Source organism: Stenotrophomonas sp. FR024 (assembly GCF_047500745.2).
GTDB classification, from domain to species: Bacteria; Pseudomonadota; Gammaproteobacteria; order Xanthomonadales; family Xanthomonadaceae; genus Stenotrophomonas; species Stenotrophomonas maltophilia_A.
The window spans coordinates 17,062-35,080 of the sequence record NZ_JAXAXM020000012.1; the positions used below are offsets into that span (position 1 = coordinate 17,062).

The 18,019-nt window shown below is 66.7% G+C and carries 15 protein-coding genes; 4 read left to right on the forward strand and 11 right to left on the reverse strand.

The features are described from left to right. Positions 1 to 15: 15 nt before the first annotated feature. The 7 genes from dld to ACMZ91_RS13880 form a co-directional block, all read right to left on the reverse strand. On the reverse strand, positions 16 to 1,722 hold the full coding sequence (gene dld, locus ACMZ91_RS13850; protein WP_049463094.1) for a D-lactate dehydrogenase: 1,707 nt from the start codon (positions 1,720 to 1,722) through the stop codon (positions 16 to 18). After that, positions 1,719 to 2,858, reverse strand: coding sequence for an FMN-dependent L-lactate dehydrogenase LldD (gene lldD, locus ACMZ91_RS13855; protein WP_014037557.1), 1,140 nt, complete (start codon positions 2,856 to 2,858; stop codon positions 1,719 to 1,721). The genes dld and lldD overlap by 4 nt, the downstream gene beginning before the upstream one ends. Before the next feature lie 4 nt (positions 2,859 to 2,862). Then, the gene (gene lldR, locus ACMZ91_RS13860) at positions 2,863 to 3,627 is read right to left on the reverse strand and encodes a transcriptional regulator LldR (RefSeq protein ID WP_005410034.1); all 765 of its coding nucleotides are present in this window, start codon (positions 3,625 to 3,627) and stop codon (positions 2,863 to 2,865) included. A gap of 53 nt (positions 3,628 to 3,680) precedes the next feature. Next, positions 3,681 to 5,339 carry an L-lactate permease gene (gene lldP / locus ACMZ91_RS13865; protein ID WP_049463095.1) on the reverse strand — a complete coding sequence of 553 codons (1,659 nt, stop codon included), beginning with the start codon at positions 5,337 to 5,339 and terminating at the stop codon, positions 3,681 to 3,683. A 221-nt stretch (positions 5,340 to 5,560) separates the two neighbouring features. After that, the gene (locus tag ACMZ91_RS13870; protein WP_005410036.1) at positions 5,561 to 6,013 is read right to left on the reverse strand and encodes an MgtC/SapB family protein; all 453 of its coding nucleotides are present in this window, start codon (positions 6,011 to 6,013) and stop codon (positions 5,561 to 5,563) included. A gap of 159 nt (positions 6,014 to 6,172) precedes the next feature. Continuing rightward, positions 6,173 to 6,931: an SDR family NAD(P)-dependent oxidoreductase gene (locus ACMZ91_RS13875; RefSeq protein WP_049398446.1), complete on the reverse strand. Its 759-nt coding sequence runs from the start codon at positions 6,929 to 6,931 to the stop codon at positions 6,173 to 6,175. Between the two features lie 95 nt (positions 6,932 to 7,026). Next, positions 7,027 to 7,320 (reverse strand): hypothetical protein, encoded by a 294-nt coding sequence (locus tag ACMZ91_RS13880; protein ID WP_125894599.1) that lies wholly within the window; start codon positions 7,318 to 7,320, stop codon positions 7,027 to 7,029. 57 nt (positions 7,321 to 7,377) lie between these two features. Here ACMZ91_RS13880 and ACMZ91_RS13885 point away from each other — a divergent pair, with 57 nt between their 5' ends. Further along, positions 7,378 to 8,331, forward strand: coding sequence for a helix-turn-helix transcriptional regulator (locus ACMZ91_RS13885; RefSeq protein ID WP_049463096.1), 954 nt, complete (start codon positions 7,378 to 7,380; stop codon positions 8,329 to 8,331). A gap of 117 nt (positions 8,332 to 8,448) precedes the next feature. On the opposite strand, the gene ACMZ91_RS13890 is transcribed toward ACMZ91_RS13885, so the two are convergent. The 3 genes from ACMZ91_RS13890 to ACMZ91_RS13900 all read right to left on the reverse strand — a co-directional run bounded on the left by ACMZ91_RS13890 (position 8,449) and on the right by ACMZ91_RS13900 (position 12,323). Beyond that, on the reverse strand, positions 8,449 to 10,359 hold the full coding sequence (locus tag ACMZ91_RS13890; protein ID WP_049463097.1) for a CocE/NonD family hydrolase: 1,911 nt from the start codon (positions 10,357 to 10,359) through the stop codon (positions 8,449 to 8,451). Positions 10,360 to 10,578: 219 nt separating this feature from the next. Then, positions 10,579 to 10,965 (reverse strand): DUF4440 domain-containing protein, encoded by a 387-nt coding sequence (locus tag ACMZ91_RS13895; RefSeq protein WP_049463098.1) that lies wholly within the window; start codon positions 10,963 to 10,965, stop codon positions 10,579 to 10,581. Next, positions 10,965 to 12,323, reverse strand: a complete 1,359-nt coding sequence (locus tag ACMZ91_RS13900; RefSeq protein WP_049463099.1) for an MFS transporter — start codon at positions 12,321 to 12,323, stop codon at positions 10,965 to 10,967. The genes ACMZ91_RS13895 and ACMZ91_RS13900 overlap by 1 nt, the downstream gene beginning before the upstream one ends. Positions 12,324 to 12,428: 105 nt before the next feature. On the opposite strand from ACMZ91_RS13900, the gene ACMZ91_RS13905 reads away from it, so the two are divergent. Next, positions 12,429 to 13,325 (forward strand): LysR family transcriptional regulator, encoded by an 897-nt coding sequence (locus ACMZ91_RS13905; protein WP_049463100.1) that lies wholly within the window; start codon positions 12,429 to 12,431, stop codon positions 13,323 to 13,325. 100 nt (positions 13,326 to 13,425) lie between these two features. Here ACMZ91_RS13905 and ACMZ91_RS13910 read toward each other — a convergent pair whose 3' ends face one another. Further along, positions 13,426 to 16,221 (reverse strand): beta-glucosidase family protein, encoded by a 2,796-nt coding sequence (locus tag ACMZ91_RS13910; RefSeq protein ID WP_414578027.1) that lies wholly within the window; start codon positions 16,219 to 16,221, stop codon positions 13,426 to 13,428. A gap of 337 nt (positions 16,222 to 16,558) precedes the next feature. Here ACMZ91_RS13910 and ACMZ91_RS13915 point away from each other — a divergent pair, with 337 nt between their 5' ends. Together ACMZ91_RS13915 and ACMZ91_RS13920 are read left to right on the forward strand one after the other, a co-directional pair. Next, positions 16,559 to 16,993: a VOC family protein gene (locus tag ACMZ91_RS13915; RefSeq protein ID WP_021204492.1), complete on the forward strand. Its 435-nt coding sequence runs from the start codon at positions 16,559 to 16,561 to the stop codon at positions 16,991 to 16,993. A 297-nt stretch (positions 16,994 to 17,290) separates the two neighbouring features. Then, a complete protein-coding gene (locus tag ACMZ91_RS13920; protein WP_049461584.1) occupies positions 17,291 to 18,010 on the forward strand; it encodes an AraC family transcriptional regulator in 720 nt (239 codons plus the stop codon). Positions 18,011 to 18,019: the final 9 nt, after the last annotated feature.

The following is an 18,019-nucleotide window of genomic DNA, read 5'->3' on the forward strand; positions in this document are numbered from 1 at the left end:
TCAGAGAGTGCGCCGCTAATGCCCACTACAGTCGCAGCCACCCCACCCTTTCGCCTTCGACGTCTGGCCGATACCCGGGTTGAAGGTATTGCTCGGGTCCAACTGCCTGTAGAACCCGGCCAGCGCAGGCTTGGCCGGGTACAGGTGGCCGACGTTGTGCTCGGCTGGATACTCGGCGCCACGCTGGTCCAGCAACGCCCACATCGCATGCTCGATCGCCATCGGGTCTTCGCCTTTGCGCGCGATGTAGTCCTGGTGGAACACGTGGCACAGGAAGTGCCCGTAATACAGCTTGTGCAGCAGGCGGCCATCGATATCGACCGGCAACTGCTCGAACCAGTCGGCATCATCGCGGCGCAGGGCGATGTCCAGCGCGACGATGTCCTGCACCTGGTCGCGGTGTACCTCGCGGTAGCGCACCGCGGCGCCGGCCACAGCGAAGCGATGCAGGAACGCCTTGCGCCCCTCATCGGCCGTGCAGTGGAAGTAGCCGCCCTCATGGTCGGCGAAGAAGCCGCGCAGCCAGGCCTCGGTTTCCGCGGCGTCCTGCGCGGAGACCTTCAGCAACAGGTGATGCTCATAGCGCTGGCGGAACTCGCCCATGCGCTTGGGCAGGTGCGAGGGCAGCAGGCCGGTCAGCACCTGCATCACCCGGTCGGTCACCCCGCGCAGGCCCAACCGCTCGAACCAGCCATCGACGCGGCTCTTCAGTGCGAAGGCGGCCGGCACGCGGGCGGTGCCGAGGCGGTCGATCAGCAGAAAACTGTCCTTGCCGTAGCGCTCGCCGATGTCATAGGCATCGCGGTGGATGTATTCGCCGGCAATCGGCAAGCGTTCGAAGCCGGTCAGCAGCTGGCGCCGGATCGCGGTGAGGCTGTCGGTGCGGTTGCTGCCGATGTAGAAGACTTCGGCGGCCTCCTTCTCGAAGGTATCCAGGCGCACCGCGAATACTGCCAGCTTGCCGGCAGACCCCGCTGCCTCGAAGTGGCGGCTGGGGTCGGCATTGAAGCGTGCCGGCGTATCGGCATCGACCCGGCGCACTTCCTCGGCGTAGCGTGGATCGGAGGCGGCGCGGCCATCGCCGTCCCCAACGTCGGCAGCAGCATAGTCGCCGGCCTGCAGGCGCTGCAGGATCTGCTCGGGCGTATCACCCAGCGCGATGCCCAGATGGTTGACCAGCTGCAGCTGGCCCTGCGCATCGACCTGCGCGTACAGTGCCAGTTCGGTGTAGGCCGGGCCACGGCGCACCAGCGCGCCGCCGGAGTTGTTGCAGATGCCACCGAGTACCGACGCACCGATGCAGGACGAGCCGATGACCGAATGCGGTTCGCGGCCGAGCGGTGCCAGCGTCTGCTCCAGGCGGTCCAGCGTCGCGCCAGGCAGGCACAGCACCTGGCGGCCTTCGTTCAACAGCTGGATGCCGGTCAGGCGCAGCGTGCTGACCAGCACGATCGGACGCCCATAGTCGCTGCCATCCGGGGTCGAGCCACCGGTCAGGCCGGTGTTGGCCGCCTGCAGGATGATCGCCGCTCCGCCCTGCACCGCCGCCTGCAGCACACGCCACAGCTCCAGCAGCGTCCCCGGGCGCACCACCGCCAGCACCGGGCCGTCGCCGAAACGGTAGCCACGGCGAAAACGGCGGGTGGCCTTGTCGCCGGTCAATACATGGCGGTTGCCGACCGCATCGCGCAACTGCGCCAGCACGGCATCGTGGCCACTCATGGCAGGCTGACCAGCGAATCGCGACCGATGTCGGCGATGCGGCGCGCACCGGTCAGTGTCATCGCCACGCGCATTTCCTTCGCGATCAGGTCCAGCAGGTTGGCCACGCCCGCCTCACCCTGCGCTGCAAGTGCATAGACGAAGGCACGGCCCAGCAGCACGGTATCTGCACCCAACGCCAGCATGCGCACCACGTCCAGGCCAGTGCGGATGCCGGAATCGGCGAGGATCTTCAGATCGCCCTGTACCGCATCGGCAATCGCCGGCAGTGCGCGTGCGGTGGACAGCACGCCGTCCAACTGGCGGCCACCGTGATTGGAGACCACGATGCCATCGGCGCCGAACTTGACCGCATCACGTGCGTCATCCGGGTCGAGGATGCCCTTGATCACCATTGGGCCCTTCCAGAACTCGCGGATCCACTCCAGGTCCTTCCACGAAATGGAAGGATCGAAGTTGCTGCCGAGCCAGCCGATGTAATCCTCCAGCCCGGTCGGGTTGCCGCGGTAGGTGGAGATGTTGCCCAGATCATGCGGGCGGCCGAACAGGCCGACGTCCCACGCCCAGTGCGGGTGGGTGATGGCCTGGCCGATGCGGCGCAGCGAGGCGTTCGGACCGCTCATGCCGGAGTGGGCATCGCGGTAGCGCGCACCCGGCACCGGCATGTCCACGGTGAACACCAGGGTGGTCACGCCCGCAGCCTGCGCGCGCTCCAGCGCATTGCGCATGAAGCCACGATCGCGCAGCACGTACAGCTGGAACCACATCGGCCGCTGGATGGCCGGTGCCACTTCCTCGATCGGGCACACCGATACGGTGGACAGGGTGAACGGGATGCCTCGGCTGTCGGCCGCGCGCGCCGCCTGTACCTCACCGCGCCGGGCATACATGCCGGTCAGGCCGACCGGGGCGAGCGCCACCGGCATTGCCAGCGTTTCGCCGAACAGCTCGGTTTCCAGGCTCAGGTCGGACATGTTGCGCAGGATGCGCTGGCGCAGCGCGATGTCGGACAGGTCGGAAACGTTGCGCTTCAGCGTGTGCTCGGCATACGCGCCGCCATCGATGTAGTGGAACAGGAACGGCGGCAGCCGGCGTTGCGCTGCGGCACGGTAATCGGTGGAGGCGGAGATGATCATGGGGTCAACCGTGTGGGGAAGGTAGACGCGAGGCCCGCGCACGCCGGGCTTCGTTGTCATCGAGGGTGCGCAGCGTGGTGTGCACGAACTCGAGGTGGGCATGCGCGGCGGCGCGCGCGCGTTCGGGGTCGCCGGCAAGCACCGCGTCCATCATCTCGCGGTGCTGGTCAGACAACGGCGAGAAGGTCCTCGCCGAGGTGTAGAGCTTTTCGCGGCTCTGCGAGATGTTGGTCTGCAGCAGTTCGAACAGCCCGCGCATCACCTGCAGCAGCACGAGGTTGTGCGAGGCCTCCGCGATGGACAGGTGGAAGGCCGCGTCGGCCTCCGCTTCACCGGTGGGGTCGTTCTTGCCGTGCGCGTCCATCATGGTCTGGAAGGCCTGCGCGATGCGCGTGCGGTCCTCGTCGGTGGCTCGCAGCGCCGCATGCCAGGCGGTGGCACCTTCCAGCGCGTGGCGGATCTCCAGCACGTCGAAGCGGTATTCCGGGTCGCCCTGGAACAGCGGCAGGTACGGCGCCAGCGGTTCATCCAGCGCCTGCCGCGCGCGCGCCGCCGGTTCGGCCACGTAGGTGCCGCCACCGACCCGTGCGGTCAGCAGGCCCTGGCTGGCCAGCTGCGCGATGGCCTCGCGCAACGCCGTTCGCGAGACCCCCAGCTGCACCGCCAGGGTGCGTTCGGCCGGCAGCCGGTCGCCCGGCTGCAGCCGCTGTTCCTGCACCAGGCCGCGCAGCTGTGCGGCCACCTTGTCCGAAATACGTTGCGTGCTCATGGCGTCATTGTGGCCCGAAGCGCGCAGCGGGTGGTCGGCTGACCGTGCATGGCTCAGGGAATCATCCAGGTCAGCCAGTAAGCCTGGGCCAGGGTGATCAGGCCGACCATCGTGGTGAAGATCAGGCTGTGCTTGACCGTGAAACGGAACAGGTCCGATTCCTTGCCGGCCAGGCCGACCGCCGCGCAGGCAATGGCGATCGACTGCGGCGAGATCATCTTGCCGGTAACGCCACCAGTGGTATTGGCCGCCACCAGCAGCACGTCGGACACGCCGATCTGCTGCGCGGTGGTCGCCTGCAGTGCCGAGAACAAGGCATTGGACGAAGTATCCGAGCCGGTCAGGAACACGCCCAACCAGCCCAGGAACGGCGAGAAGAACGGGAACGCATCACCGGTGTGCGCCAGTGCCAGCGCCAGCGTCGCCGAAAGGCCCGAGTAATTGGCGATGAAGGCGAAGGCCAGCACCATGCCGATCGAGTAGATCGGCATGCGCAGCTCACGCACGGTCTCACCGAAGGTCTGCAGCGCCGAACGGGCCGGCATGCGCAGCGCGATGATGGCGATCACAGCGGCGAGGATGATCGAGGTGCCGGTGGCCGAGAACCAGTCGAACTTGTAGATCGCCTCGTAGCTGAGCGGTGCATCCACGATCGGCGGCATCTTCTGCACCCTCTGGTCCAGGCCCGGCACCGGGAGCTTCAGCACCCAGCTTTCCAGCGGGCCGTCCGCCGCGAACAGCGACTTGAACGGTTTGATGCTCCACAGCGTGACCATCGCGGTGAGGATCAGGAACGGCGACCATGCCTTGGCGATCTGGCCGACGCTGTAGCGCGGCGCCTCCAGCGCCTGTGCGGCCGCCTCGGCGCTGGTTTCGGTATCGAAACGGAAGATCCGCACCGGCTTCCAGCGGCGCAGGAACAGCGTCAGGCAGACCAGCGAGGCCAGCGACGCGGTGATGTCCGGCAGCTCCGGGCCGATGAAGTTGGAGGTCAGGTACTGCGCGATGGCGAACGAGCCACCGGCCACCAGCACTGCCGGCCAGGTTTCCTTGATGCCGCGCCAGCCATCCATGATCGCCATGATCCAGAACAGCACGATGATCGTAAGGAACGGCAGCTGGCGCCCAGCCATCTGGCCGATCTCGAATGCATCCAGGCCGGTGACCTGCCCGGCCACGATGATCGGAATGCCCATCGCACCAAAGGCGACCGGCGCGGTGTTGACGATCAGGCACAGGCCGGCGGCATACAGCGGTTTGAAGCCCAACCCGACCAGCAGTGCCGCGGTGATCGCCACCGGTGCACCAAAACCGGCTGCACCCTCCAGGAAGGCACCGAAGGCGAAGCCGACCATCAGCATCTGCAGGCGCTGGTCCTCGGTGACCGACAGGATCGAGGCGCGAATGATGTCGAACTGCCCGGTCTTGACCGAGACTTTGTAGAGGAATACCGCGCCGATGATGATCCAGGCGATCGGCCACAGGCCGTAGACGAAGCCGAAACCGGCCGCGCCCAGCGCCTGGCTCAGCGGCATGCGGTAGAACAGCAGGGCGACGCCGAGCGCGATGGCCACGGTGATCGTGCCGGCCAGCCAGCCCTTCATGCGCAGCACGGCCAGGGCGACGAAGAAGAACGCGATCGGCAGCAGCGCGATCAGGCTGGACAACCACAGGTTGCCGGCGGGGTCGTACAGGTGTTGCCAGGGCTGCATGGGGGCTCTCGACTGGGGCGGGATGTGCTCCACCGCAGGCGGTGGGTCGCCATGGTCGTCGATTATTGGTATTACCAATAATGATTCGATCAGACCACTTGCAGCGGATTTAACCGCCGCTCCGACGAAGCGCCTATTAGACCATAGGGCTAGATGCCATATTGGTCCGACCATTAAGGTCCCGTGATAGTGCCGACCGCTGGCCGGCAATTCGAGATTCCCTACGAAATCCGCTTCTCCAACCGCCGCATCACCGCCAGCACCAGCACGCACAGCACGCTCACCCCGATGGCAATCACGTACTTGCCGATGCCCACGGCGATGCCGATGGCCGCCGCCATGATCAGCGAGCTTGCCGTGGTCAGGCCGCTGACCTGATCCTCGCGTGACCCACGCAGAATGGTGCCGGCGGCAACGAAGCCGACGCAGGCGACCACGGCTTCGATCAGGCGCACCGGGTCGACCTGCAGCAGGTCGCGGTAACGCTCCTGCTGGAAATGCTCTGCCACTGAATCGCCGAGTCCAACAATCAGCGCAGCAGCGCCGGCAATCAGCATGTGGGTGCGCAGGCCCGCAGCGTGCTTGCCCATCTCGCGCTCGACACCGAGCACGCCGCCGAACAGCATTGCTGCGGCCACGCGCAGCAGGATCGAGACATCCTGGGTGAGTTCCATGGGCAGGCTCCGGGCGTTTCCCGGAGCGTTGCTCGGCAGCCGTGGGATGGCGGTGAAGACGATGGCACGCCCTCTTCACCGCATGCTTCACCGCATGCGCTCATCCACGCATGGCCTGGATCTACTGGCCATCGCCATGCGTAACCTTCACGCACTCGATCATTGCGCCAGATAACCACCATCGATCGCATAGTATGTGCCGGTCGCGAACGAGGCGTCGTCGCTGGCCAGCCAGGCAACCAGCGCCGCCACTTCCTCGGCGGTGCCCAGCCGCTTCAACGCGTGGCGGCCTTCCAGCGTGGCGCGCACCTTGGGGTCCATCTTCTCCAGCAGTGGTGTGCTGATGAAGCCCGGGCCGACCGCGTTGACACGGATGCCGTCGGCCGCATGCTCCCAGGCGGCGGTCTGGGTCAGCCCGACCACGCCGTGCTTGGCCGCCACGTACGCGGTGGAACCGGCATAGCCCACCTGGCCCAGGATCGAGGCCATGTTGATGATGCTGCCACCGGTTCCGGCCGTGCGCATCGCCTGGATCTGCGCACGCTGGCACAGGAACACACTGGTGAGGTTGACGTCGATTACCCGCTGCCAGCCATCGATCGGATAGTCACCGCTGCTTGCGGCCGGCCCGCCGATACCGGCGTTGTTGACTGCCACATGCAGGCCGTCGAGTTCCTTGATCGTGCGCTGCACCGCCGCCTCCACGGCCGCGTCGTCTGTAACGTCCAGCGCAATGCCGATGGCCTGTGCACCGGCACTGCGCAGCTGCGTCACGGTGGCATCGACTGCATCCTGCTTCAGGTCCCAGACCGAAATACGGGCACCGGATGCGGCCAGCGTCTGCGCCACGGCCAGGCCGATACCGGACACGCCGCCGGTCACGATCGCGGTCTTGCCGGTGAGCTGGTAGTCAATCATCTGCGTTCTCCATCAGTGGGGGTATCGATGTGACCTGCAATGGCCAACCGCCCCACCCTACGCGCCCGCTCGTGATGGCCCGGCCGACATCGCGTCTACGGGTGATCGTTCCAGCCATGAAACCTCAACTCAAGTTGATGTATGGAATTGCGTACGGATATGCATGCAAAACGCTGGCGTATGTTCGGCGGCATTTTCACTTTGGCCGTAATCGTCAATCGTTTTGACCATATTGAAATCAAAAGCGCGCGAATCAAGGCGACAATGGGAAACGTTTCCAGTTTCTTCGACACATTCCATTCAACCTGGTGTTCCCCCACCATCCAGCGTGCCCACGCCCCTGCTTCCCAGCATGTCTGCACGGGTAACGACGGGATCTGCATCTGCATTGCAGAGCGCGTGGGCGAGGTAATGCCAGCGTCCACCTCCAAAGCACGTGCCGAGCGATGTCCCGATATTTCACTTTTGCTGATTACCGCCGCTTCGGCCACCGCCATGGCTTCGATTACCGCGCCGACCCGGAACACCTGCGTGACGACCAGTGGGCCGGCCATGGCGAGGTCAACGAGCAGTTCCTGCGCGGCGGCATGAGCCTGATTGCCTCCGACGTCCATAATCGCTTCCCTTATGTCGCCACCGCCCAGCAGAGTCCCGGCCTGGCCATCCGCGTGATGCTGCAGGGCCAGGTCGATGTGCGCATTCCGCGACGTGGTGGTTTCACCCTGCGTGCTGGTACGGCGATGACCGCGCACCACCGCGAACAGGTTGAGATGACCGGTACGCATCCTGGCGAAACGCGCATGCGCGGCGTCAGCGTGATGGTGCCCGGCCAGATCGATCCGGACCTGTTCCAGCTGCCACAGTTGGAGACCGCGCTCAACACCCACCTGGAATGCCGCCACTGGGCCATTCCGCATACCCTGCTGCCGGTGCTGGGCCAGCTGTTCGAAAGCCCATGGGAGGACGGCATCGACGCGTTGTGGCGCGAAGGCGTCGCACTGCAGCTGCTGGCCGTTGGGCTGAAGGCCGAGGATCTGCAGACCGACCATGTACGAACGCTGCGGGCTGGCCAGCGCGAGCGCCTGGAGCGCGTGCGTGCCTACCTGCATGACGATCCCAGCCACGCCCATAGTCTGATCGAACTGGCCCAGCTGGCCTGCATGAGCCCAAGCTCGCTTCGCCGTCATTTCGCCCAGCAGTACGGCTGCTCGGTGTTCGACTACCTGCACGAACAACGCATGCGCCACGCCGAGCAGGGCCTGCGCGAAGACGGCTGGACTGTCGAGCAGGCTGCGGCCGCCAGTGGCTACCGTCACCCCAGCAACTTCGCGGCTGCGTTCCGCAAGCGTTTCGGCCTGGTACCCAGCCGCTGGCGCACCGGCCCATCGAAAGTGGGCTGAAGGCCTCGGTAGGTGTCGACCTTGGTCGACACGCTCTCACACCATCACGGATGCCGGCCAGCGGCCGGCACCATCGCGCACCGCCGGGTATCGCGCACCCGGCGCACCTCATCAACCTCAATACACCGGCAGATCGATGTAACTGGCCTGCGCCGCGCTGTGCCAGACCCGCTGCGTGGCCTTCTGGTAATCGCCGGGCTTGGCCAGGTAGACGTTCGGCACGTAGGTCTGCGGGTTGCGGTCATACAGCGGGAACAGACTGGACTGCACCTGCACCATCACCCGGTGCCCCTTCTGGAAAGTGTGGTTGGCGTTGGGCAGGTCGAAGCGGTACGGCAGCACCTCGTTGGCGGTCAGCGGCTTCGGATCGCTGAAGCTCTCGCGATAGCGACCACGGAAGATCGCCAGCGACACCGGCAGCTCGTAACCGCCCATCTCCGGCGTCGACGCTTCCTGGTCCGGATACACGTCGATCAGCTTCACCACCCAGTCGCTGTCGGTGCCACTGGTCGACGCCTGCAGGTGCACCACCGGTGCGCCGCCGATGCGCAGCGGCGCGGTCAGCGGCTCGGTGATGAAGGTCAGCACGTCCGGGCGGCCATCAACGAAACGCTGATCCTTGACCAGCCAGGTGGTCCACATGTCGCGGTCACCGAAACGGACCGGGCGCGGCACGAACGGCACCGGCTTGGCCGGGTCGGACACGTATTCCTCGAAGTCGCCCTCGCCCGCCGCCGGTGCCTGGAACGCCAGCTTGCCGCCAGCACGCAGGTACAGCGGCTTGCTGCTGGCAGCACAACCCTTGTCGCAGCTGCGTGGCCAGCCCTTCAGGCGATCCCAGTGGTTCTCGCCGGTGTTGTAGATCAGCACCGGCGGCGTATCCGCCTTCGGCGCACCGTCCACCAGGTACTGGTCAAAGAACGGCTTGAGCACATCACGGCGGAACTGCAGCGCGGTATCACCATCGAACTTCAGCGCGCCCAGCTCGCTGCCACTGTAGTTCACCTGGCTGTGCCGCCACGGCCCCATCACCAGATAGTTGCGATTGTTGCCGCTGTCGCGCCCTTCCATTGCCTGGTAGGCGTGGTTGGCACCCCACATGTCCTCCTGATCCCACAGACCCTGCAGCCACATGGTCGGCACCTTCAATGGCGTCTTCGCCATCACCGCGTCCAGCGCCTGGCCCTGCCAGAAGCCGTCATAGGCCGGGTGCTCCACCAGTTTCTTCCACCAGGTCAGCTGATCCACGCCGGTGAAACGCGCGTAGTCGCCAGCCGAACCGATACGCAGGAAGGTGCTGTAGTCATCGTAGCCGAGGCTGGGCAGCGGCGTGCCCTTGCCGCGCTTCTCGGTCTGCATCGCGAAGTAGTTGAAATTGACCTGGCGGAACGCGCCGTAGTTGAGCCAGTCGTCGCCCATCCAGCCATCCACCATCGGGCTCTGCGGCGCGGCCACCTTCAGCGCCGGGTGCGGGTCGGTCAGCGCCATCACCACGGTGAAGCCCTCGTACGACGAGCCGAGCATACCGACCTTGCCGTTGCTCTCCGGCACGTTCTTCACCAGCCAGTCGATGGTGTCCCAGGCGTCGGTGGAGTGGTCCACCTTGGTGTTGTTCAACGGTCCGCGCAGCGGCCGGGTCATCACGTAATCGCCCTCGGAGCCGTACTTGCCGCGGATGTCCTGGAATACGCGGATGTAACCGCCATCGACAAATACCTCGTCGCCCTGCGGCAGCAGGTCGCGCATGCGCGGCGAATCACTGCGGCTGGCGCGACCGGCAGCATCGTAAGGCGTGCGGGTGAGCAGGATCGGGGCATTGCGCGCACCCTTGGGCACCACGATCACCGTATACAGCTTGGTGCCATCGCGCATCGGCACCATCACCACGCGCTTGTCGTAGTCACGACCGACATCAGGGGCAACGAAAGGCTTGCCGCTGATATCCGGGGTCATCGGCGGGGTTTCGGCGGCCAGCACGGTGCTGGACAGGCAAAGGGCAATGGCTACAGCGACGGCACGCACACGCATGGACAACCCCTCCCGGCAGGAAAGCCTCAAGCCTACTCCTGCCTCGTGCCGTGAAGTGTGTGCGTGCTTTGCATTCTGCGGTGGATGCAGGCAGGACTGATGGCACATGTGCGACCAGCTGCTGCGCTCGTCGGCAACCGGTAGTGCCGGCCGCTGGCCGGCAACTTCATCCACCTCGGGCACGGTACGCGGTTGCCGGCCAGCGGCCGGCACTACCGATCAGGCTGCCGTTACCTCATGCAGCGCCAGCCAGCGCCAACGCCCCTCTTCCTGCCGCAGCACCGCCAGCGATTCCCGCCATACGGGCTCGCCGCCATCGATCGCATGCCCTTCGCGATAGCGCAGCACCGCCAGCGGTGAAGGTGCTTCCACCGCCTGCAGTGCGTCGATGGAAATCTGCAGCCCTGGACGCGCGCCATGACCACCCGCGAACAGTGCCTGCACGGCCTTCCGGTCCAGCCTGCGACCCGCGATGCCGACCATGCTGAAGTCCGCGCAGAAATGCGCCATCAGGTCCTCCAGCGCGTCGGTGCCGGCGTCGGCGCGGAACCAGGCCTGCAGCTTGTCGTGCAGGCGGTGGACTTCGTGTTCTGCGGTGGTATCCATCAGGTGTTCTCCGGTTGTGAAAGGGTGAGCAACTGCGGCCGGCGCAGCAGCGCCATCGGCAACAGTGTCAGTACGGCGGCCAGACCCAGCGCCACGCCGGTGGCGCGGGCCGGCAGCCACTGCATGGCCAAGGCCAGCAGCAGCGCGATGGCCGCGGTGCCCAGGCAGAAGCTGAGCTGGCGATTGAGGTTCCAGAGCGCACTGGCATCGCCCAATGCTTTGCCCTCGACCCCATGGAAGGCCAGCGTCTGCGCCGTGCTGCTGCACAGGCTGCCGCCGGCGCCCATCAAGGCAAACAGCAATGCGGCAATGACAAAGACCGGGTGTGGCAGCAGCGCCATCAACAACAGGCCGCAGGCCTGCAGGAGCATGCCCGCACGCAGCACCGAGGCTGGTCCGAAGCGAGCCAGCAGGCGCTTGCTGGCCGTGATCGCAATGGCCGAGGCCAGCGCCCACGGCAGCATCAGCGCGCCGATGCGCGCGGCACTATAGCCGGCCTGGTGCAACTGCAGGGTACTGACCAGCTGGCTGCCGATGAACACACCGGGTACGGCCAGGTAGATCAGCATCGCCAGGCGCAGCCCGCGATGGGACAGCAGCGACCAGCGCAGCAGGGGCTGCGCCTGCTGCCGTGCATGCCGCAGGTGGGCCGCCGCCAGCAGCAGTGCAATCAACAGCAGTACGGCACCGGCGGTCCGATGGCCGGGTTCGCCCAGCCAGGTCAAAGCCAGCAGCAGCGCGCCCAGCGCCAGCATCGCGGTGGACAGCGCATAGGCCTGCAGGCGTGGCGCACTACGCGCGCCGTCGGCCGGCATCCACGCCAGCACCAGTCCAATCGCCACCACGGCCAGCGGCAGGCTGGCCCAGAGCACGCCGCGCCAGGACAACCACTGCACCAGCAGCCCGCCGAGCGCAGGCGCCAGTGCCGGCACCAGCAGCGCCACCAGCAGGATGCGGCGGGTCAGCGCGCCACGCTGGTCCGGCGTGCACTGTCGGTACGCTGCCGCCTGTGCCACCGGAATCAGCAGGCCACCGGCCAGGCCCTGCAGCAGGCGCCAGCCCAACAGCCAGGCGATACCCGGTGCTGCGCCGGCCAGCGCAGCGGCAGCCGCGAACAACAGCAACGCCACCAGCAGCAGGCGACGCTCACCACAGCGCGCGGCCAGCCAGGGCGCCAGCGGAATCACCACGCTCAGGCCCAGCATGTAGGCGGTGCCCACCCAGGCCAGGGTGCTGATATCGGCGTGCATCTCCGCTGCCAATGCCGGATAGGCCACCGTGGCGATGAACATGTTGACCAGATCCAGGGCGAACACCAGCAGGAAGATCGCCTCATGGCGCAGGCGGGGGGACGGCATCGGCGGCGCTCCAGCAGGGAAGCGGCCAGCATGCCGTGCGGGCCTTGTTGGAAAAACACGACAGCAACTGCAACACTGTCAAATCTACTTTGACAATGAATTGCCATGGTCAGCCTCGATCGCTTCGATATCTTCCGCGCCGTGGTCGAGGCCGGCAGCCTGACCGCAGCAGCCGATCGGCTCGGCCTCAGCCGCGCGGTGGTCAGCTTCAACCTGAAGCGGCTGGAGCAGGAGCTCGGCGTGACCCTGCTGTCGCGCAGTACCCGCCACCTGGCCCTGACCGAGGCCGGCGAACAGTTCCTGCAGCACTGCGTGCAGGCGTTGGACGCCGCACAGGCAGCGATCGATGCCGCCCGCCGCGACCAGCACCAGCTTCAGGGCGTGCTGCGCCTGACCACCACGCCGGAGTACGCCCAGCTACGCTTGATTCCTGCGTTGGAGGCGTTCCGTGCGCGGCACCCGGCGCTGCAGCTGCACCTGTCGACCTCACCGGCACCGGCCGACCTGATTCCCGAGCGCTTCGACCTGGCGATCCGCCTCGGCCGCCTGCCGGATTCAGGGCTGCATGCCAGCGAGCTGGAACGCCATCCACTGTGCGCGGTGGCGGCTCCGTCCCTGCTGGCACGCCTGCCCTCTGCCGATGCGGCCAATGACCCGGCCCAGCTGGGCACCCTGCCCCGCCTCGGCTACCCGCGCCTGGCCGACGTGCCGGTGGTCGCGCCCGACGGCAGCGACGCCTTGTTTGCCACCAACCCGGGCAATGCAGTGGTGCGCGTGGATGGTGCCAGCAGCCTGCGCGGCTTCGCCGTGGCCGGCGCCGGGGTCACCGTGCTGCCACGTTGGCTGATCGAGGACGACCTGGCCCAGGACCGCCTGCGCCCGGTGCTGCGCCAGCACCGTTTCCCGCAGCAGAGCGTATACGCGGTCTACCCGCACAGCACGCAGCCCTCACCGAAGGTGCGGCAGCTGATCGATTTCCTGCGCGGGTGGTTTGTCACCTGAAAAAAGGGGACGGAGGGGATTAAGTCGTTTATGCATAAACGACTTAATCCCCTCCGTCCCCTTTTTTGCATGGCCCCTTGCGGGGCCATGCCTTCAGGCATCAGCGCAGCACCTGCTCCACCAGCTGCACATCCACCGTCTGCAGCGGTTCGGCGGCGTTGCGCGACAGCTGCACCTGGTAGGTGCCGCCATCGATCTTCCACTGGCGGGCCTGCGCATCGTAGTGAGCCAGGGTCTTCGGCTCGGCTTCGATGCGGATGCGGCGCTGTTCGCCCGGCTGCAGGGTCACCTTGTCGTAGCCGATCAGGCGGATCGGCGTGGTGCTGCCAGCCGGCAGCTTCAGGTACAGCTGGGCGACGTCGGCGCCGGCGCGCTTGCCGGTGTTGCGGATGTCGACACTGGCGACCAGGCGCGAGCCTTCCACGCTCACCTTCAGGTTTTCATAGGCGAACGAGGTGTAGGACAGGCCATGGCCGAAGGCGAAGGTCGGGGTCAGGCCCTTGGCCGCCATCCACTTGTAGCCGACGTTGGCGCCTTCGATATCGAAATCGAACACATCACCGAACGGCTTGGCCGGCTTGAAGCCGAGGCCGTCGATGTGCGGGCGCGGCAACTGCGATTCGTCCACCACCCAGGTCACGGGCAGGCGGCCGGACGGATTGACCTGGCCGGTCAGCAGTGCGGCAATGCCTTCGCCACCGCGGATACCCGGGTACCAGGCCTGCAGCATCGCCGGCACCTGCGCCAGCCACGGCGTGCGCACCGGGCCGTTGGTTTCCAGCACCAGCACGGTCTTCGGGTTGGCCTTGGCCACCGCGGAAATCAGCGCGTCCTGATTGTCCGGCAGCTGCATGTCCGGCAGGTCCACCGATTCGGCCGCCCACTGGGTGGCGAACACGATGGCCACGTCAGCCTGTGCGGCGGCCTTGGCCGCAGCGGCGGCATTGGTGCCATCCACATACTCGAAAGTTGCATCCGGACGCGCCGCACGCAGCGACTCCAGCGGCGAGGACGGGTGGAAGATCACCGGGCCCGGCCAGGTGGTCGGCAGCACGCCCGGCACCGCGTTGGTGCCCTTGGCGGTCACGCCTACCATCGACGAACCACCACCACCGATCACGCCCTTGTCGGCGTGGCCACCGATGATGACGATGCGCTTCACGCTGTCGGCCAGCGGCAGCAGGTTGCCTTCATTGCGCAGCAGCACGCTGCCTTCTTCCACCGTGCGCTGGGCGACGGCGAAGCCAGCCTCGGCATCGACCTTCTGGTGCTGCGGCGGGTTGTCGAAGTTGCCGTGCAGGAACATCGTGCGCAGGATGCGCGCCACCATGTCGTTCAGGCGTTCCTGCGGCACCACGCCACCATGCACGGCCAGGCGCAGCGGCTCATCAAAAAACACCGCTGCATCGAATACTTCACCGGCAGACTGCTGGTCCAGGCCGGCCAGCGCTGCCTTGGAACCGCTGTGCACGCCGCCCCAGTCGGACATCACGAAACCGGGGAACTTCCATTCCTGCTTCAGCACCTGATTCATCAGGTAGCCGTTCTCGCAGCCGTAGGTACCGTTGATCTTGTTGTACGAGCACATCGCCACGCCCGGGCGGCCGGCGTCCAGCGCGATCTCGAAGGCCAGCAGGTCCGACTCGTGCATGGCTTGTTCGCCGATGCGCACGTCGTGGAAGTTGCGGCGGGTCTCCATGTCGTTCAGCGCGAAATGCTTCATCGAGGAGATCACGTGCTGGCTCTGCACGCCCTGGATCAGCGCGCCGACCATCGAACCGGCCAGCAGCGGGTCTTCACCGGCATATTCGAAGTTGCGACCGTTGCGAGGGTCGCGCTGCAGGTTGACGCTGCCCGACAGCAGGATGTTGAAGCGCTGTTGCCACGCCTCGCGGCCCATCGTTGCACCACCAGCGAAGGCGACTTCGCGGTTCCAGCTGGAGGCGGTGGACGGGCCCGACGGCATTGCCGTGGCGAAGTCACCCGGGCGGATGCCACCCGGATTGGTCACGCCGACGCCGGCATCGGCCGACTGCTGCGACGGAATGCCCAGTCGCGCCACGCCCGGCACGAAACCGGCCGAGCCGACCGCACCTTCCGGCAGCGGGCCACCGTCCTTGCCCAGCCCGAAGTAGCTGTGCAGCATCTGGAACTTCTCATCCTCGGTCATCGCCTTCAGCAGCAGCGCAGCGCGCGCATCGGCATTGAGGGTGGTGTCCATCCACGGCGTTTCGCCGTGCTTGTCGGCGGCATAGGCCAGGGTCAGCAGCGTGGCACGCAGGGCGCTGCCTTCCACCTTGAACGGTGCACTGCTGGCGGCCTGGAAGCCGTCGCTGAAATAGCTGGCATCGGCTTCCAGCGCCACACGTGCCGGGTCGAAGCCTGCGGCCTTGGCCGATTCACCGGCCACTGCGCCAAGCAGCACCGCCGGTGCGCCGAGCCGCGAGCGCGTGACCAGCGCCGGCAGCTGCGCGGCACCTGCACCAGCATCGGTGTACACCGCCACGGTGTGGCGACCATCGTCCAGGCGCAGGTAGTTCAATCCCGGCTGGTCCGGGCCGGACTCAGCGGCAATCGGCAGCCGGGTCAGCACGGCCTGACCGCGCTGGGTCTGGCCATCGTCCTTGCCCGCCGCAATGAAGCGGTACTCGTAGCCCAGGCCGTCGGCCAGCACCTGCAACGGATCGACCTGGCCGATGCCGCGCTGCACCTGGCGCACGCTCACCGCGTCCACCTGCAGGGTCTTCAGCTGGGCGGCCAGGGCCGGCATGGCCTCGGCGGTCGGGGCCTGTTCCAGGGTCAGCACAGTGAACGCGGCGGGGTCGGCCCAGGCCGGGGCGACCAGTGCGACTGACAGGGCCAGGGACAGTGCAAGCGGCTTTGTAAACGTTTTCATCGACAGGCGTAATTCCGTTGCCAAGGCAATCGGTCCAGGGAAAGTGCCGCCGAAGGGTGCAGCGTTCATGCCGCGCAGGGGTTGCCAGGCAACGTCCCGCAGGCCGAAGGACGGGCCGGTCTGCGCCTGGGACCCTCCTCCCGGCGTGACAACCTGCCTGTCCGGGCCGCGCAGGGCGACCCAATCATGTGAAGATTGTGCGAGGGCGTTCACACCTGTCAACAGGACCTAAGTCACAGGCTGCCCCCAGCCACTGGTTATCAGGCCATCACCGGCGGTCATCAGCGCGCCGCGCGAGGCTGCTGATAATGAGGGTCCCTGGCCACGAACCGAGCCCATGACCGTACATCGCGACTTCGACCATCTCTGGCGCGACCGCTGTGACACCTCCAGCCAACGCGCGCCGCGCGTGCTGATCCGGGTGTTCGTGGCCCCGGGTGAGCTGGAGCGCAGCGTGGCGTTCTACGAGCAGTTGCAGGGCGTGGTGGCCGATGCGGGGTTCCCGTTTCCGGAGGCCGGCCTGCGTCTGGCGATGGTCGGTGCGTTCCTGTTGATCGAGGGCAGCGAGGCGGCGCTGGCGCCGTTCACTTCGACCACGGGAACGCTGCTGGTCGACGATGTTCGGCCCTATCACGACAAGCTGGTGGCGGCTGGCGCTGAAATCATCTTCCCGCTGCAGGTGGTACCGACCGGGGCGGCGTTCAATGCGGTGCATCCCGATGGCACCGTGGTCGAGTACGTGCATCATCGGCCGGATCCGCACGGGCGGTGAGGTGACGGCCGGGCTGCGCCCGGCACCCGCGGTAGTGCCGGCCGCTGGCCGGCAACCTCAGAAGCAACAGCCGAAGCAACAGCGGGCTTCCTGTGGGGTGGCGGGGTGGGTCCGGTTGCGGGGGACGGCGCAAGTACGTCCATGTAGCCTTGGTCGCCGCATCCATGCGGCTCACACCCCGCAAACCCACAGTGCCCCGCCTTCGACAGCTGGCTGGTGGCCAGTAGATCCACGCCATGCGTGGATGCTTTTCAAATCAACACGAGATATTCGATTCCGGTGGAGGTCCATCCACGCATGGCGTGGATCTACAATTCCTCCATGTCCTCTCCCGCCCTGCCCTGGAATGGCACGCTGCTGCTGGAGGCTCACGTGGCCGTGCTGCAGGGCCACGCCGGTGGCAGCGATACGCACGCGCACTACGCCCATCAACTGTTGCTGAGCGACGGCGCGCTCTGGCAGGTCGAGGTTGATGGGGTGCGGCAGCAGGGCCAACGGCTGTGGCTGCCGTCATTCCAGCCGCACGCAATCCTGTCGGCGCCGGAAGCGGGCTGTACGGTGTTCCTCGAACCAGCGCATGCCGATCCCGAACAGATCCAGCAGCACCTGCACGCGCTGCCGGGCAACGCGCTGCCGGGCAACGCGCTGGCGCTGCACGACTGGCTGCCACGGCTGAGCCGCCCGCAACCGCTGGACCGCCGCGTGCAAGCCGCGCTGTCCCGTATCGCCCAGCACCTGCCCGGGCCGGTGCCAGCCGCCGATATCGCCGAGGCGGCACATCTGTCGACCAGCCAGCTGCATCGACGCTTCCAGTCCGATCTGGCGGTGACCCTGCGCGGCTGGGTGCTGTGGCAACGGCTGCGCAGCGCACTGATGCATCATCTGCGCGGGCACAGCCTGACCGACAGCGCGCACGCGGCCGGATTCGCTGACCTGGCCCATCTGTCGCGCAGCCTGCGCCGCATGTTCGGCATCAGTGCCGCGCAGCTGCAGGGCCTGCAGCTGCACGCGGCCTGACACGCCCCA